13 protein-coding genes are annotated in these 16707 nt (G+C 66.8%); 4 read left to right on the top strand and 9 right to left on the bottom strand.

Going from position 1 to position 16707, the window contains the following annotated elements; all coding sequences use genetic code 11:
• The 6 genes from pgl to tkt are packed head-to-tail and all read right to left on the bottom strand — an operon-like array spanning position 1 to position 8257.
• The gene (pgl, locus tag QNO00_RS01300) at positions 1 to 825 is read right to left on the bottom strand and encodes a 6-phosphogluconolactonase (RefSeq protein ID WP_229965723.1); all 825 of its coding nucleotides are present in this window, start codon (positions 823 to 825) and stop codon (positions 1 to 3) included.
• Positions 822 to 1757: a glucose-6-phosphate dehydrogenase assembly protein OpcA gene (locus QNO00_RS01295; RefSeq protein ID WP_284023366.1), complete on the bottom strand. Its 936-nt coding sequence runs from the start codon at positions 1755 to 1757 to the stop codon at positions 822 to 824. Before QNO00_RS01295 ends, pgl begins: the two co-directional genes overlap by 4 nt.
• Positions 1754 to 3295, bottom strand: coding sequence for a glucose-6-phosphate dehydrogenase (gene zwf, locus QNO00_RS01290; protein WP_229965725.1), 1542 nt, complete (start codon positions 3293 to 3295; stop codon positions 1754 to 1756). The genes QNO00_RS01295 and zwf overlap by 4 nt, the downstream gene beginning before the upstream one ends.
• Entirely contained in the window at positions 3296 to 4924 is a 1629-nt protein-coding gene (locus tag QNO00_RS01285) for a phosphoglucose isomerase-related protein (RefSeq protein ID WP_284023364.1), read from the bottom strand. It abuts the gene before it with no gap.
• A gap of 4 nt (positions 4925 to 4928) precedes the next feature.
• Positions 4929 to 6044 carry a transaldolase gene (gene tal, locus QNO00_RS01280; protein ID WP_229965727.1) on the bottom strand — a complete coding sequence of 372 codons (1116 nt, stop codon included), beginning with the start codon at positions 6042 to 6044 and terminating at the stop codon, positions 4929 to 4931.
• A 23-nt stretch (positions 6045 to 6067) separates the two neighbouring features.
• Positions 6068 to 8257: a transketolase gene (gene tkt / locus QNO00_RS01275; RefSeq protein ID WP_229965728.1), complete on the bottom strand. Its 2190-nt coding sequence runs from the start codon at positions 8255 to 8257 to the stop codon at positions 6068 to 6070.
• A gap of 459 nt (positions 8258 to 8716) precedes the next feature.
• Between tkt and QNO00_RS01270 the strand changes: the two genes are divergently transcribed.
• Complete coding sequence (locus QNO00_RS01270; protein WP_229965799.1) at positions 8717 to 9613, top strand: heme o synthase; 897 nt, start codon at positions 8717 to 8719, stop codon at positions 9611 to 9613.
• Positions 9614 to 10138: 525 nt separating this feature from the next.
• Here the strand turns inward: QNO00_RS01270 and QNO00_RS01265 are convergent.
• Genes QNO00_RS01265 through QNO00_RS01255 form a run of 3 tightly spaced genes read right to left on the bottom strand, consistent with a single transcriptional unit; the run spans position 10139 to position 12890 of the window.
• Complete coding sequence (locus QNO00_RS01265; RefSeq protein ID WP_284023363.1) at positions 10139 to 11185, bottom strand: COX15/CtaA family protein; 1047 nt, start codon at positions 11183 to 11185, stop codon at positions 10139 to 10141.
• 5 nt (positions 11186 to 11190) lie between these two features.
• Positions 11191 to 11934 carry an ABC transporter permease gene (locus QNO00_RS01260; RefSeq protein WP_284023362.1) on the bottom strand — a complete coding sequence of 248 codons (744 nt, stop codon included), beginning with the start codon at positions 11932 to 11934 and terminating at the stop codon, positions 11191 to 11193.
• Positions 11931 to 12890 (bottom strand): ABC transporter ATP-binding protein, encoded by a 960-nt coding sequence (locus QNO00_RS01255; protein WP_229965731.1) that lies wholly within the window; start codon positions 12888 to 12890, stop codon positions 11931 to 11933. The genes QNO00_RS01260 and QNO00_RS01255 overlap by 4 nt, the downstream gene beginning before the upstream one ends.
• Positions 12891 to 13018: 128 nt before the next feature.
• Between QNO00_RS01255 and QNO00_RS01250 the strand changes: the two genes are divergently transcribed.
• The 3 genes from QNO00_RS01250 to sufD are packed head-to-tail and all read left to right on the top strand — an operon-like array spanning position 13019 to position 16607.
• Complete coding sequence (locus tag QNO00_RS01250) at positions 13019 to 13801, top strand: helix-turn-helix transcriptional regulator (protein WP_229965732.1); 783 nt, start codon at positions 13019 to 13021, stop codon at positions 13799 to 13801.
• Positions 13801 to 15276: a Fe-S cluster assembly protein SufB gene (gene sufB, locus QNO00_RS01245; protein WP_229965733.1), complete on the top strand. Its 1476-nt coding sequence runs from the start codon at positions 13801 to 13803 to the stop codon at positions 15274 to 15276. The genes QNO00_RS01250 and sufB overlap by 1 nt, the downstream gene beginning before the upstream one ends.
• A complete protein-coding gene (gene sufD / locus QNO00_RS01240; RefSeq protein WP_229965734.1) occupies positions 15276 to 16607 on the top strand; it encodes a Fe-S cluster assembly protein SufD in 1332 nt (443 codons plus the stop codon). Before sufB ends, sufD begins: the two co-directional genes overlap by 1 nt.
• Positions 16608 to 16707: the final 100 nt, after the last annotated feature.

Genomic DNA, 16707 nt, shown 5'->3' with positions numbered 1-16707 from the left:
CTAGTTCCCGGTGCCGGACCCGGAGCCCTCGGGGTCCAGAAGCCGGTCGGGAAGCTGGGAGGAGGCCGCCTGGTCGATGAGCCAGCGGGTCTTGATCAGTCCGCGTGCTCCGGCGGCGGGTACCTGGACCGGTCCGGCGCCGGCCAGGGCCAGGCCCACCGCACCGGCCTTGTCCTCGCCGGCGACGGTCAGCCACACCTCTTCGGCGGTGTTGATCGCCTCCAGGGTCAGCGACACCCGCTCCGGCGGCGGCTTGGGCGCGTTGCGCACGGCCACCACGGTTTCTCCGGTGGTGCGAACGCCGGCCATCTCGGGGAACAGCGAGGCGATGTGTGCGTCGGGGCCAACCCCCAGCAGAAGCACGTCGAACCGGGGCAGCCGGGGATCCCGGGACTTCACGCCCCACGGCAGGTCCTCCTGCGCGGCAGCTGCGGCCAATGCGCGGGCGTAGCCGGCCGCCGCGTCCTCAACGGAGGCGGCGTCGTCGGACGCGGGAACCGGATGCACCCGGGCGGGGTCCACGGGAAGCCGTGACAGCAGGGCACCGCGGGCCTGCACGGCATTGCGGTCGGGGGAGTCCGCCGGCAGGAAGCGTTCGTCGCCCCACCAGAAGTTCACCTTGGACCAGTCCACGGCAACCCGGGCCGGGGCCGTGGAGACGGCGTCGAGCACGGCGATTCCCACGGTGCCGCCGGTCAGCACCACCGTGGCTTCCCCGCGCCGGCTCTGCACGTCCACCAGCTTGGTGATCAGCCGGCCAGCGGTCGCCGCGGTCAGGGCCTCGACATTCGGGTGGATGCTCACTCCGTTGGGTGAGTGCTTCATGCGTTAGCCCCTTCCTGGGACAGGCAGGCTGCCAGCCCCTGCGTCAGTACTTCACCGTAAACCTCGTCGGGGTCCAGCCGCCGCAGCTCCTCGGCCAGGCAGTCGCGGAGGTTGCGGCGCGGCAGCGAGATCTGCTGTTCCGGCTGGCCCGGCTGGGTCAGGTGCGCCGTAATCTGGTCCGGGCGGAGCAGCTCAACGTTGCCGCCGGCCCGGGTGAAGACCACCTGGTGGATGCCGGTGCCAGGCTCGCCCTCGACGATCTTCACCGGAACCCGCAGCGCGTGTTTCAGCCAGGCCGCGAGCAGGAAGGTGCTGGCGGAATCCGACGCGCCGGCCACCGTCACCGAGGACACCGGATCCGGCCCTGCACCGTCCAGCACCGCCGCCAGCTGGATCCGCCAGTTGGTCAGCCGGGTCCAGCTCAGGTCGGTGTCCCCGTCGGCATAGTCGTCGCCCAGCGCCAGCAGCGCCTTCTTGGGATCGGCCTCGGTCGCGGCGTCGGTAATCCGGCGGTGGGCGATGCTGCCCAGTGGCGTCCGGGAGGGGTTTTCCGGGACGCCGTGGGGCCACCAAACGACGATGGGAGCATCCGGCAGCAGCAGCGCCGAGACCAGCGAAACGCTTTCCCCGGAGAGCTCGCCGTGCCCGGAGAGGACGATGACCTCGGAGGCGCCGGCGTCGCCGCCGACGCGGATCTCGGCGTCGAGCCTCGTTTCATCCGTCGGGGAGCCCTCGGCGAGCACGATGATCCGGCAGGGATGTTCCCGGCTGGCTTCGTTGGCGGCGGCAATGGCCTCCTCGACGAAGTCGGGCTGGGTGTCGACGACCAGGGTCAGCACGCGTCCCAGGGTCACCACGCCGCCTTTTTCGCGCATGGCGACAATTTCCTTGGATACCTTGGACGTTGTTGTGTCCGGCAGTTCAACAATCACGGCCTTCTCCAGGTTCTTCCGTCTTGGGCGAGCAGTTCATCGGCGGAGTCCGGACCCCAGCTGCCGGGAGCGTACGGTTCCGGCTGGGTGCCCAGGGACTCCCAGTACTCTTCGAACGGGTCGACGATCTTCCAGGACAGTTCAACTTCCTGGTGCCGCGGGAACAGCGGCGGCTCGCCCAGGAGCACATCGAGGATGAGGCGTTCGTACGCTTCCGGGCTGGACTCCGTGAAGGAGTGGCCGTATCCGAAGTCCATGGAGACGTCCCGGACCTCCATCTGCGTGCCCGGCACCTTGGATCCGAAGCGGATGGTGGCGCCTTCATCCGGCTGGACCCGGATCACAATGGCATTCTGGCCAAAGTCGTGGTCGTTGTGGTCGCGGAAGAGCAGATTGGGCGCACGCTTGAACACCACGGCGATTTCAGTGACGCGCCGGCCCAGCCGTTTGCCGGCCCGCAGGTAGAACGGAACCCCGGCCCAGCGGCGGGTGTTGATGTCCAGCCGGACGGCGGCAAAGGTCTCGGTGGTGGAATCCGGGTTGAACCCTTCTTCCTCCAGGAAGCCGGTGACCTTTTCGCCGCCCTGCCAGCCGCCGGTGTACTGGCCGCGTGCTGAGTGCTTGGACAGGTCCTCGGGAAGCCGGACGGCGGCGAGCACCTTTTCCTTCTCCGCGCGCAGGTGGTCGGCGTCGAAGGAGATGGGCTCTTCCATGGCAGTGAGCGCCAGCAGCTGGAGCAGGTGGTTCTGGATGACATCGCGGGCCGCGCCGACGCCGTCGTAGTAGCCGGCCCGTCCGCCGATGCCGATGTCTTCGGCCATGGTGATCTGGACGTGGTCAACGAAGTTGGAGTTCCAGATCGGTTCGAACATCTGATTGGCGAAACGCAGGGCCAGGATGTTCTGGACCGTCTCCTTGCCCAGGTAGTGGTCGATGCGGAACACCGAATCCGCCGGGAACACCGACTCCACGACGTTGTTCAGTTCACGCGCCGATTTCAGGTCGTGGCCGAAAGGCTTTTCGATGACGACCCGGCGCCATTTGCCCTGGGAGGTCTCGGCAAGCCCGTTCCGGGAAAGCTGCTGGCAAACCTCTTCGAAGGACTTCGGCGGAACCGAGAGGTAGAACGCGTGGTTGCCGCGTGTGCCGCGCTCGGCGTCGAGGTCTTCGAGGGTGCTCTTGAGATGCACGAAGGCCTCGTCGCTGTCGAAGCCGCCCTCGACGAACCGGATGCCCTCGGAGAGCTGCTTCCACACGTTCTCGTCGAACGGGGTGCGGGCATGGGCCCGGACGGATTCCAGAACCCGGGCCGCGAAGTCTTCGTGGCTCCAGGGCCGGCGGCCGAAGCCGACCAGCGAGAAGCTGGGCGGCAGCAGGCCGCGGTTGGCCAGGTCGTAGACGGCCGGAATCAGTTTCTTCCGGGCCAGGTCGCCGGTCACGCCGAAGATGACCAGCGACGAGGGGCCGGCAATGCGGCTGAGCCGCCGGTCGCGGGGATCCCGGAGCGGGTTGCCGGACCCTGTCCTGTCATCCGCCATCTAGCTGATCCCGTCTTCGCGGACCAGCGAACGCACGGCGTCTTCCAGCTCGCGAACGCCCTGTTCCCGGTTCAGCAGGTTCAGGCGCAGGACCGGACGGCCCTGGTCCGCGAGGACCTTGGCGTCTCCGGCGGCCTGGGCGGAAATCAGTTCGCCAAAGGTGAAGGGACGGCCCGGAATGGGAAGGTCCTCGCCCGGCTCGCCGGTGATCTGCAGGAAGGCGCCCTGTGCCGGGCCGCCCTTGTGGAACTGTCCGGTGGAGTGCAGGAACCGCGGTCCCCAGCCGAAGGTCACCGGACGTCCGGTGGCAGCGGCAAGTTCAGGACGGATGCCGGCGAGCTCTGCCTGCCGGAACCGGTCCAAGTAGGCGTGGATGCTCAGGTAGCCGTCGGAACCCAGCCGGCCGGTCAGGGCGGCGAGGGCTTCCCGGAGCGTGGTGGCGTTGCCCAGCAGCTCGGCCGGGCCGCGGACCTCCACGGCGCCGTCGGTGAAGGCGGGCGCCGTGGGTTCTGGGCGCGCGTCCAGCATGCCGCGGGCGGCCTTCTTGGCCGCCTCGACGTCGGGCTGGTCGAAGGGGTTGATGCCCAGCAGCCGGCCGGCGACGGCGGTGGCCACCTCCCAGAGCATCATGGAGCCGCCGAGGGTGCCGGCAACCACTGCCTGATCTCCCTCGGGTGCGGCGTCGGAGTCCACAGCCACCAGGCGAACGGTCAGCACATCGGCGGCGCCCGACGTGATTTCCGGCGCGCCGGGTTCGACGACGACGGGCAGCAGGCCGGTGCCGAGCTTGCCGGTGGACTCGGCAATGAGCTGCTCGGCCCAGTCGGGGAACCCGACCAGCCCGGATCCTTCATCAACGATGACCACCTTGTTGCGCAGCGGCGAGGTGCCGCCCAGGGCGGCGCCCAGCTGCAGGCCGATGTTGTCGGCCGCATTGTCACTGAGGATTTCCAGTGCGTCTTCGGCGTCGTCCAGCAGCGTCTCAATGTCGGCTCCGGCCAGGCCGGAGGGCACCAGGCCGAAGGCCGTCAACGCCGAATAGCGGCCGCCGACGTTCGGATCGGCATTAAAGACGGCACGGTAGCCGGCCTCGCGGGCGGCACTGTCCAGGGGGGAGCCCGGGTCGGTGACGATCACGATGCGCGACTTGGCGTCGATCCCGGCGTCGGTGAACGCCTGCTCGAACGTCCGGCGCTGGGAATCGGTCTCAACGGTGGAACCGGACTTGGAGGAGACCACAATGACCGTCTCCTCCAGCCGGCTCTCCAGTGCGGCCCGGACGGCATCCGGGTCGGTGGAATCCAGCACCGTCAGATCCACTCCGGCGGTGCGGGTAATGACCTCCGGGGCCAGGGAAGAACCGCCCATGCCGGCGAGGACCACGCGGGTCACTCCGTCGGCGGCCAGTTCTTCCCGGAGCCCGCGGATCTGTCCCACGAGCGGCCGGGAGGCCTCGGAAGGGTTCAACCAGCCGAGCCGGACGGAAGCCTCCGCTTCGGCGTCGGGACCCCACAGCGTGGGGTCCTGGGCGAGGAGACGGGCGGCGACGTCGTTCCGCACCAGGGAAGGTACGTTTTTTTCGACGGCGGCCAGCGCGGCTCCGGCTGCTTCGAAGGACAGTGTGGTCATTTGCTTATGCCTCTTTTGCGGTGTCCAGTGCGGTCTTCACGGTCTCGAGGAGTTCTCCCCAGCTGACCACGAACTTGTCCAGGCCTTCGGTTTCCAGCTGCTCCACGACGTCGGTGTAGGACACTCCGAGGCGGTCCAGCTCGTCCAAGAGGGCACCGGCCGCGGCGTAGGTGCCGGTGACGGTGTCCCCGGTGATGACGCCGTGATCCGCCGTGGCGTCCAGGGTCTTCTCCGGCATCGTGTTCACGACGTGCGGGGCAACGAGCTCCGTGACGTAGAGGGTGTCCGGCAGCGCCGGATCCTTCACGCCGGTGGAGGCCCACAGCGGACGCTGGGCGTTGGCGCCGGCGGCAGCCAGCACGGCCCAGCGCTCGGTGGCGAACTGCTCTTCGAAGACCTGGTAGGCCAGGCGGGCGTTGGCCAGTCCGGCCTTGCCCTTGAGCGCCTTGGCTTCATCGGTGCCGACGGCGTCCAGTCGCTTGTCGATTTCGCTGTCCACGCGGGAAACGAAGAAGGAAGCCACCGAGTGGATCGTGGACAGGTCGTGTCCGTTTTCCTTGGCCTGCTCGATGCCGACCATGTAGGCGTTGATGACCTCGCGGTAGCGCTCCAGCGAGAAGATCAGCGTGACGTTGACGCTGATGCCGGCGGCCAGCGTGGCGGAGATCGCCGGGAGGCCCTCCTTGGTGGCCGGAATCTTGATCAGCACGTTGTAGCGGCCGACCTTGTCGAACAGCTCGCGGGCTTCCTTGATGGTGCCTTCGGTGTCGCGCGAGAGGCGGGGGTCAACCTCGATGGAAACGCGGCCGTCAACGCCGGAGGTGGCTTCGGCCACGGGGGCGAAGACGTCGCATGCCTGGATGACGTCGTCGGTGGTGATTTCGAAGACGGCCTTGTCAACGTCGGCGCCGGAGCGGGAGAGCTGCTGCACCTGGGCGGCGTAGGATTCGCCGTTGGCCAGCGCGGCAGCGAAGATGCTCGGGTTGGTGGTGACGCCGACAACGTTCTTGCTGTCGATGAGGTTCTTGAGGGACCCCGAGACGATGCGTTCGCGGGACAGGTCGTCCAGCCAAATGGATACGCCGGCTTCGGAAAGCTGCGCGGTGGGAGTGGAAGTCATGAATTGTCTCCTTGTTGCTGGAATTACTTCTGGTCGCCGGTTTCGGTGGATTCTCCGCCCGACGGCGCGGCAGAGGTGCCGGCCGGAGGAGTGTCCGAGCCGTGGGCAGCAGCCAGGGAATCCCGGGCGGCTTCCGCAACGGCCTCGGCGGTGATGCCGAACTCGCGGTAAAGGGTCTTGTAGTCCGCCGAGGCGCCGAAGTGCTCGAGGGAAATGCTGCGGCCGGCGTCGCCGACCAGCTCGCGCCAGCCCTGGGCGATTCCGGCTTCCACCGACACGCGTGCCTTGATGTTCTTCGGCAGGACGGATTCGCGGTACTGCGCGTCCTGCTTGTTGAACCACTCAACGCTGGGCATCGAGACCACGCGGGCGGCGATGCCCTCGGCTGCCAGGGCCTCGCGGGCCTCGACGGCGAGCTGGACCTCGGAGCCGGTGCCGATGAGGATGACGTCAGGGGTCACCACGGAACCGTCCCGGACAGCCTCCGCCAGGACGTAACCGCCGCGGGAGACGCCCTCGGCGGAAGCGAAGGTCTCGGCCGTGGCTGCGCCGTCGCCGCGCTCGTACGTGGGGATGTTCTGGCGGGTCAGCACGATGCCGGCGGGGTTTTCGGTGTTCTCCAGGATCGTCTTCCAGGCCACGGCAACCTCATTGGCGTCGCCGGGACGGACAACGTCCAGGCCCGGAATGGCGCGCAGCGAGGCCAGCTGCTCCACCGGCTGGTGGGTGGGGCCGTCCTCGCCCAGGCCGATCGAGTCATGCGTCCACACATAGATGGCCGGAACACCCATCAGGGCGCCGAGGCGGATGGCGGGACGCTGGTAGTCGCTGAAGATCAGGAACGTGCCGGAGAACGCGCGGGTGCCGCTGTGCATGACGATGCCGTTGACGATCGATGCCGCAGCGTGCTCACGGATGCCGAAGTGCAGCACCCGTCCGTACGGGCTGCCGGACCAGGTGCTGGTCTGCTTTGACGCCGGAATGAAGGACGGGGAGCCTTCGATGGTGGTGTTGTTGGATTCGGCCAGGTCGGCGGAACCGCCCCACAGCTCGGGAAGCACCGGGCCAATGGCGGAGAGGACCTTGCCGGAAGCGGCGCGGGTGGACATGTCCTTGCCGGCATCAAACTCCGGCAGCGCCTTTTCCCAGCCCGCCGGAAGCGTGCCGTTGCTGATGCGCTCCAGGAGGGCGGCGCCGTCGGCGTTTGCCGCCTTCCACGCCTCGAAGCCCTTGTTCCACTCGCTGTGCTCCTCGGCGCCGCGGGACACGGCCCGGCGGGTGTGCTCCAGGACCTTGGGGTCCACGTCGAAGGACTTGTCCGGGTCAAAGCCCATGACTTCCTTCAGGGCGGCAACTTCGTCCTTGCCCAGCGCGGAACCGTGGATCTTTCCGGTGTTCTGCTTGTTCGGTGCCGGCCAGCCGATGATGGTCCGCAGCGAAATGATGGAGGGCTTGCTGGTCTCGGCCTTGGCGGCGAGGAGTGCCGAGTAAAGCTCGTTGACGTCCTCGACGTACTCGCCGGTCTTGGTCCAGTCCACGCGCTGCGTGTGCCAGCCGTAGGCTTCGTAGCGCTTGAGGACGTCTTCGGTGAAGGCGATGTCGGTGTCATCTTCAATGGAGATGTGGTTCTCGTCGTAGATCACCACGAGGTTGCCAAGCTCCTGGTGGCCGGCCAGCGATGAGGCCTCGGAGGTGACGCCCTCCTGGAGGTCGCCGTCGGAGGCAATGACCCAGACGGTGTGGTCGAACGGGCTCTCGCCCTGCGGCGCGTCGGCGTCGAGCAGGCCGCGCAGGCGGCGCTGGGCGAACGCGAAGCCCACGGAAGAGGCCAGGCCCTGGCCGAGCGGGCCGGTGGTGATTTCCACGCCGTCGGTGTGGCGGTACTCCGGGTGGCCGGGGGTCTTGGAGCCCCAGGTGCGCAGCGACTCCAGGTCTTCGATCTCCAGCCCGTAGCCGGAGAGGAAGAGCTGGATGTAGAGCGTGAGCGAGGTGTGCCCGGGGGAGAGGACGAAGCGGTCCCGGCCGGTCCACTGGGGATCTGACGGATCATGGCGCATCAGCTTCTGGAACAGCAGGTAGGCTGCCGGTGCCAGGCTCATGGCTGTTCCCGGATGTCCGTTGCCGACCTTTTCGACGGCGTCGGCGGCCAGAACGCGAACGGTGTCCACGGCCTTCCGGTCCAGGTCTGTCCAGATCAGTTCTTGCTCTTCCATATGTGGCACGTTTACCGGGCCCCTCTCTACTACAGATGACCGGCGCGTCAAACGCCGGAGACTCCTGAACGCGCTGGTTCTTCCAGTGCATACGGTTCTTAACCACCACAACAGTCGGATCCGAAGAATCCATACCGGGGTGTGGCATGTTTGTCCTGCATGGTGCTGCCCAGCGGCAATTTACCCGCCGCGGGAAAGGTCCGCTCCAACCTTATCCCGTGGGCAGGACCTATGGGCGTATCGTTTCCTTCAGCGGGACTTCCGCCGTGTTGGTGCGCTTGTGCAGGCCATGTCCGGACCTTGTCCGGACCCCGTGCAGGCGCGGCAGTGCAGGGCTTCGTTTTCTACAGCCGATAGAGGCTATGATGATGGTGGACTTTTCCGGCCCAGATTGGATGATGTGATCGCCCCGTGACAACGCAGCAAGCCCCCGCCGACCTTCCGGTGTACACCGGCAAGATGACGGCAGGCCGTAAGCTCCGGGCTTATGTGGCTCTGACCAAGCCGCGCGTCATTGAACTGCTGCTGGTGACCACCCTGCCGACCATGATCTTCGCCGAGCGGGGGCTGCCGGGCCTGTGGCTCGTTGTCGCCACCATGGTGGGCGGAGCCCTTGCGGCAGGCAGCGCCGGTGCCTTCAACTGCTACATCGACCGCGACATGGACAAGCTGATGAAGCGGACCAAGAGCCGTCCGCTGGTCACCGGGGAAGTGTCTCCGCGGGAGGCCCTGGTCTTCGCCTGGATCCTGGGCGTTGTTTCCATCGCCCTGCTGTGGTTCGGTGCCAACCCGCTCACCGGGCTGCTGGGCGTGGGCGCCATCCTGCTTTACGTTGTGCTGTACACCCTGATCCTCAAGCGCCGCACCACCCAGAACATTGTCTGGGGCGGCGCCGCCGGCTGCATGCCGGTGCTGATCGCCTGGGCCGCCGTCACGAACCGGGTGGAATGGCCGGCGTTCATCCTCTTCATGATCATCTTCCTGTGGACGCCGCCGCATTACTGGCCGCTGTCCATGAAGTACGGCGAGGACTACCGCAACGCCAGCGTGCCGATGCTCGGCGCGGTGGCCGGCGCCAAGCTGGTTTCGGTGCAGGTTGTGCTCTACGCCTACGCCACCGTGGCCTGCTCGCTGCTGCTGGTTCCCGTGGGCGGCGCCGGCTGGGTCTACACCCTGGCCGCCGTGCTCAGCGGTGTGTGGTTCCTTGCCGAAACCCATCGCCTGCACAACCGGGCGCAGCGCGGAGAGATCACCGACAAGACCGCCATGAAGGTCTTCCACGGCTCGATCAGCTACCTGACGATCCTGTTCCTGGCCCTGGCCGTCGATCCGTTTGTGGGCGGCCCGCTGCTCTAGCCCGCGGGTTCGGGTTACAGGGGCCCGGCGGGCATTTCATCGGCTTGGTCGGAGCATCCCTGAAGGACCGGAGGAAACTCCGGTCCTTTTTTGCGTGCGGGGTCCTTTTTTGTGTTCGCTATCCTTCGTGCAGATCAGGGGCCTTTGGCGGAATCCTTCGTGCAGATCAGGGGGTAAAAACGTCCAAAACAAGGGTTTTGGTCCCGTTATCTGCACTAAGGAATGTGGGAGAGCCCGGGAGCTAGCGCCACTTCCACTGCCACACTGGGATATCCCTGCCATTTGGGCATTTGCTGGTACTGCGGAGCGGCAGCAGAACCCCGGACCGGCAGCAGAACCCCGGAACGGCAGCAGAAGTGGTGCGGCCTGGGAACACGGCGTGTCGGGCGGGAATGAGGTTCCGCTGCAGCCGGCAGGCAAAGCAGCACAGGATAAAAGCACCATGGGCCGGACTCCCGAAGGAATCCGGCCCATGGTGTGGCGCAGGGGCAGGCCCGCCCCAGTGCGGCGGCGTGAGCCGGCGGCCTACCGGCGGACGTCCGTCCCGGAAGCGGCGGCTCCTGGGCGGACCGGGGCAGCGGTGCCGGAAGCAGCACCGGCATCCTTCCCCGGAACCTGGCGGGAGAAGCCGGTGAAGACCACGTGTGCGGCCGCAGCGGTGAGCAGCGACGCGCCGAGCATGTGCAGTCCCACGAGCACGATCGGCAGGTGCAGGAAGTGCTGCGCGTAGCCAATGACGGCCTGGGCCAGCACGACAGCGGTCAGCAGCAGCAGCGAACGGCGCAGCCGGCCGTCAGCGGCATGCCGGAACACCAGGTAGAGGGCTACGGCGAGGGCAAACACGAGCATGTACACGGGCACCACATGGATGCGGGTCATCAGGTCCGGATCCAGCCCGTTGCGCGCCGCGCCATGATCCCCGGCGTGGGGTCCGGAACCGGTGACGACGACGCCGAGCACCACGGCCAGCGCCGAGAGGACACCCAGTGCGCCAAGCAGCGGACGCAGCGTGCGGGTGGCCAGCGGTCCGTTGGTGCCGGCCAGCTGGGCCGGGGTCAGCCAGGCGCGGTTGACCAGCACGGCGGCCAGCACAATGAGGAACATCGACAGGATGAAGTGCCCGCCCACGATCCAGGGGTTCAGGCCCGTCCACACAGTGATGCCGCCCAGCAGCGCCTGAGCGGGAATGCCGGCAAGCAGGACGATGGAGAGCCGGAACAGGTCACGGCGCTCGGCGCGGGCGCTCCAGACGCTGAACACCATGGCAAAGGCGATGGCGGCCAGCACGAAGGTCAGCAGGCGGTTGCCGAACTCGATGATCCCGTGGACACCCATTTCCGGCGTGGTGGTCAGCGAGTCCGGGGTGCACAGCGGCCATTCCGGGCAGCCCAGTCCGGAAGCGGTCAGCCGCACCGCGCCACCGGTGACCACGATGGCGATATTGGCAACGAGCGTTGCAACGGCAAGAGTGCGGACTGTTTTTCCCGCCGCGGGCGACGCAGCGGGCGATGACGCGTCCGGGGACCCGGCCTGGGGGACGGCGGGGGAGGAACCGGGGGATGCAGATGACACGGAATTTAGCTCCATTTGAACCAGCGGACAGCAGCAAGGCCACCCAGGATTGTCCACGCGGTCAGGATCAGCGTGGCGGGGATATTGAATGTGGCGTCGAGCAGTGCGGACCGCATGGCTTCACCCAGTGCGGCCGACGGCAGGATTTCCACGAACGGCTGCAGCATCTCCGGCAGGTTTACCGCCGGGATGATGATACCGCCGGCAGCCGCCAGAAGTATCCAGAGCAGGTTCGTGATGGCCAGCGTTGCCTCGGGCCGGACGGTGCCGGCCACGAGCAGCCCCAGCGCGGTGAACGCGGCGGCACCGAGCAGCAGGGAGACGAGCCCGAGCGGAATGCCCGCCCAGGACGGCTGCCAGCCGAGGAATCCGGCCACAATGCTCACCACCACCACTTGGATGGCCAGAACGGCGACGACGGCGATTCCCTTGCCGGCGATCAGCCCGGCCTTGCCCAGCGGGGTGGTGGACAGGAACCGCAGGACGCCGTAGCGCCGGTCGAACCCGGTGGCGATGCCCTGGCCGGTGAAGGCAGTGGACATGGCGCACAGGGCCAGGACCCCCGGCGTCGCGATGTTGATGCGGGAACCGTCGAGCCCGTCCAGGATGGGCGTCACGGACAGCGCCACCAGCGCCATCAGCGGCAGGAAGACGGCCAGGATCAGCTGTTCTCCGTTGCGGAGCATGGTGATGGCCTCGTAGCGCCCCTGATTAAGGATGCGCACGGGCAGGGAGGCGGGAGCGCTCATCGGATTTCCCTTCCGGAAAGGTCGAGGAAGACATCCTCCAGGGACCGCGAGGCCATGTGGATGGCGGACGGAAGGAGATTCAGCCGGGCCCACCAGGCGGAAAGGGCGGCAACATCCGCGGGCGTAATCGCACCGCGCAGCGTGTAGTGGCCGGGCACCGGTTCAGCAGCGGCCAGATGGACGAGCCCGACGGCGGCCAGGTCCAGTCCCGGGGCGGCGTCGAAGGTCAGCAGCCGCTGGTCGGCAAGCTCGCCGGTTTGGGCGGTCAGCTCGGCGACGGTGCCCTGCGCAACGGTCTTGCCCGCATCGATGATGTAGACGTAGTCGGCGAGTTTTTGCGCGTCGTCCATCAGGTGGGTCGTCAGGATGATGCCCAGGCCCTCGGCGCGGAGCTCCGAAATCAGGTCAAAGACAATCTGCCGCGACTGCGGGTCCAGTCCGGCGCTCGGCTCGTCCAGGAACAGGACCTCCGGCCGGCCGATCAGGGCGGCCGCCATGGCGAGGCGCTGTTTCTGTCCGCCGGAGAGCCTGCGGATGTTGGTGTTGGCGAAGCTGCCGATGCCCAGACGGGCCACCAGCTCCTCCACGGGACGCGGGTCCGCGTACATGGAAGCGATGTGGTGCAGCAGGGGGACCGGCCGTGCCGACGGGGGAAGGCCGCCGTCCTGCAGCATCACGCCCACGCGGCTGCGGAGATCCGCTCCGGCCCCGTAGGGAGCCTGCCCCAGCAGCAGGACCTCGCCGCCGTTGATGGGCTGCAGGCCCTGCGCGCATTCCAGCGTGGTGGTCTTGCCGGCGCCGTTGGCGCCCAGCAGGGCGGTGACGGAGCCGCGGCGCGCGGTGAAATCCACGCCGGCCAGCACCCGGATCATTTTGCCGTCGAGACCGGCTACCGGACCGCAGTCCTTAATCAGGCCTTTGATGGTCAGGCAGGGTTCGTCGTTAGGCACCGTCATATTCTACGTTAGGTAGTACTGGAGGATGCACCCGGCGGCGGCGGACGCCGCGGGGCACTCCGGCGATGGGAAGCCTGTCCTTAGTGGCATGCGGGAACAGATTAGGTCATGCTTGTGTTGTGTATTCTATGAGCAACTCTGAGCCGGAGGCAGTGGCCAAGCCGGCAGCAGCCCGCGAAGCGGAGGAACGTACCCGGGACCGTGTCCTGGGTGCAGTGCTGGAGCACGGCCCCGTGAGCGCCGCGGAACTCGGCGAACGGCTGGGTTTCACGCCTGCTGCTGTGCGCCGGCATCTTGATGCCCTCTCCGCCAAGGGGCTGATCGAGGTCAAGCGGGTCAGCACCCCGTCGTCGGGCGCCGGCCGTCCGGCCCGCCGTTACGTGCTGAGCCCGCAGGGCCAGGCATATCTTGGCAATGACTACCTGGACATCGCCACCGAGGCCCTGCGCCAGCTGGGGCTGGCTGCCGGGCCCGGGGCCATCGAGAAGTTCGCCGCTGACCGCTTCGCCCGGATGGAAGAGCGCTACCGGCCGGTGGTTGAAGCAGCCGGACCCGCGATCGCCGACAAGGCGCAGGCCCTGGCGGCGGAACTGACGAAGGACGGCTTTGTCGGATCGACCACCATGATCGGCACGGCAAAGCAGCCCAGCACGCTGCTCAGCGTGCAGCTGTGCCAGGGGCACTGCCCGATTCAGGGACTTGCCACCGCCTACACGGTCTTCTGCGACAAGGAAACCGAAGTTTTCGCCCGCCTGCTGGACGTCGATGTCCGGCGGCTGTCAACACTCTCCCGCGGGGGTCACGTTTGTACGACCCACATCCCCGTGGGTCGAACCGGGTCTGTGACGCGCCTACCCGTGCGCGCCGCAACCAACCAGTCCACATCCATTCATCAGCAAGAAAGGCCGTGATGACGGATCAAGTAACCCAGAAGTCAACGGCGCCCTCATCGGTGCCGGAGTCTGTGATTTCAGACATCCTGGAAAAGAACCCCGAACTTGAGGGCATTGGAACCTACGAGTACGGATGGGCAGACTCCGACGTCGCGGGTTCAAACGCGCGCCGCGGACTCAGCGAGGAAGTCGTCCGGGACATCTCGGCGAAAAAGAGCGAGCCCCAGTGGATGCTGGACCTTCGACTCAAGGGCCTGAAGTACTTCTCCCGCAAGCCCATGCCGACCTGGGGCGCAGACCTCTCCGGCATCGACTTCGACAACATCAAGTACTTTGTGCGCTCCACCGAGAAGCAGGCCAACACCTGGGAAGACCTCCCCGAGGACATCCGCAACACGTACGAGAAGCTCGGCATCCCCGAAGCTGAGCGCGGCCGCCTGGTTTCCGGCGTCGCAGCGCAGTACGAGTCCGAGGTTGTCTACCACCAGCTCCGCGAGGACCTGGAACGCCAGGGCGTCATCTTCCTGGACACCGACACCGCGCTGAAGGAACACCCGGAAATGTTCCAGGAGTACTTCGGCACCGTCATCCCGGTGGGTGACAACAAGTTCGGCTCGCTGAACACCGCTGTCTGGTCCGGCGGCTCCTTCGTCTACGTCCCCAAGGGCGTTCACGTGGAGATCCCGCTGCAGGCCTACTTCCGCATCAACACGGAAAACATGGGGCAGTTCGAGCGCACGCTGATCATCGCCGACGAGGACTCCTACGTCCACTACATCGAAGGCTGCACGGCGCCGATCTACACCTCGGACTCGCTGCACTCCGCCGTCGTGGAAATCATCGTGAAGAAGGGCGCCCGCGTCCGCTACACGACCATCCAGAACTGGTCCAACAACGTGTACAACCTGGTCACCAAGCGGGCCATTGCACACGAGGGCGCCACCATGGAGTGGATCGACGGCAACATCGGTTCCAAGGTCACCATGAAGTACCCGGCGGTCTACCTGGTTGGCGAGCACGCCAAGGGTGAAACGCTGTCCATCGCCTTTGCCGGCGAGGGCCAGCACCAGGACACCGGATCCAAGATGGTCCACATCGCCCCCAACACCAAGAGCTCCATCATCTCCAAGTCCGTGGCACGCGGCGGCGGCCGTGCCGCTTACCGCGGCCTGGTCCAAGTCCGCGAAGGCGCCAAGCACTCGGCCAACACCGTGCGCTGCGACGCCCTGCTGGTGGACACCATCTCCCGCTCGGACACGTACCCGTACGTGGACATCCGCGAAGATGACGTCACCATGGGCCACGAGGCAACGGTGTCGCGCGTCAGCGAAGAACAGCTGTTCTACCTCATGTCCCGCGGCCTGCCCGAGGACGAGGCCATGGCCATGATCGTGCGCGGCTTCATCGAGCCGATCGCCCGTGAGCTGCCGATGGAATACGCCCTTGAACTCAACCGCCTCATCGAACTCCAGATGGAAGGAGCCGTCGGTTAATGTCGAAGCTTAACGACGTCGTCGAAACCGTGACCGAACAGGTCAGCAAAACCGTAGAGGGCGTCAAAGCCAGGATCGGTGCCCCCTCCGGGGACAACCGCGTCCGGATTGACGGTTTCACCGAAGAGGGCGAGAACCTCTCTCCGCTGAACGAATCCTCCGCGATCCTCGGCGGCGACAGCAGCAAGTCCCACAGCCACGGCGCAGGGGCAGGCATTCCGGACAGCTCACGCGCCGGACGCCTGACCTCCTATAACCGCGGCGACTTCGGCAAACTGACCGGACGTGAAGAAGACTGGCGGTTCACCCCGCTGAAGCGCCTGCGCGGCCTGCACACCGCTGAACTCACCGGCACCGCGCCCGAGGTGGCCGTTGTGGCCCCCGACGGCGTGATCGTGGAGAACATCGCCCGCACCGATGCCCGCATCGGTTCCGCAGGCATCCCCGAAGACCTGGTGGCAGCTGCCGCCTGGGAAGCCTTCACTGAGGCCACCGCAGTCACCATCCCGGCCGAAACCGTGGTGGACGGCAGCGTCACGCTGACCATGACCGGCGCCGGCAAGGATCCCGCGGCCCAGCACATCGTGATCACCGCGGAGAAGTTCTCCAAGGCAGTGGTGGTCCTGGACCACAAGGGATCGGCCACGCTTTCGCAGAACGTTGAGATCGTCGTCGGCGACGGCGCTGAACTCACCGTTGTCTCCGTGCAGGACTGGGACGACGACGGCGTTCATGCCTCCGCCCAGTACGCGAAGATCGGCCGCGACGCCAAGTTCAAGCACGTGGTGATCAGCCTCGGCGGCGACCTGGTGCGCATCACGCCGTCGTCGAAGTTCACGGCGGTTGGCGGTGACGTCCAGATGTTCGGCCTCTACTACGCCGACGCCGGACAGCACCTGGAGCAGCGCCTGTTCGTTGACCACGCGGTCCCGAACTGCAAGTCCCGCGTCATGTACAAGGGAGCCCTGCAGGGCCGCGACGCGCACACCGTCTGGGTGGGTGACGTCCTGATCCGCAAGGAAGCTGAAGGAACCGACACGTACGAGGTCAACCGCAACCTGCTGCTGACCGACGGCGGCCGTGCCGATTCCGTGCCGAACCTGGAAATCGAGACCGGACTGATCGAGGGTGCCGGCCACGCCAGCGCCACCGGCCGGTTCGACGACGAGCACTTGTTCTACCTGATGGCCCGCGGCATCCCCGAGGATGTTGCCCGCCGCCTGGTGGTCCGCGGATTCCTCAACGAGATCATCCAGCAGATCAAGGTTCCGGCCCTGGAAGAGCGCCTCACGGAGGCCGTCGAGCGCGAGCTCGCCACCGTCGAGAGCTAGCAGGCGTTTCCCGGGAGCCGCACGGCTCCCGGGAAACGCGGCTGCACCCCCACACTTTTTGTAGCTTAAATAAGCACCAGAGCGGGCCAAGGAGAAAGCG

Source organism: Arthrobacter sp. zg-Y1219 (assembly GCF_030125545.1).
Classification (GTDB): Bacteria; Actinomycetota; Actinomycetes; order Actinomycetales; family Micrococcaceae; genus Arthrobacter_B.
This window is presented reverse-complemented; position numbering and strand designations above follow the sequence as displayed.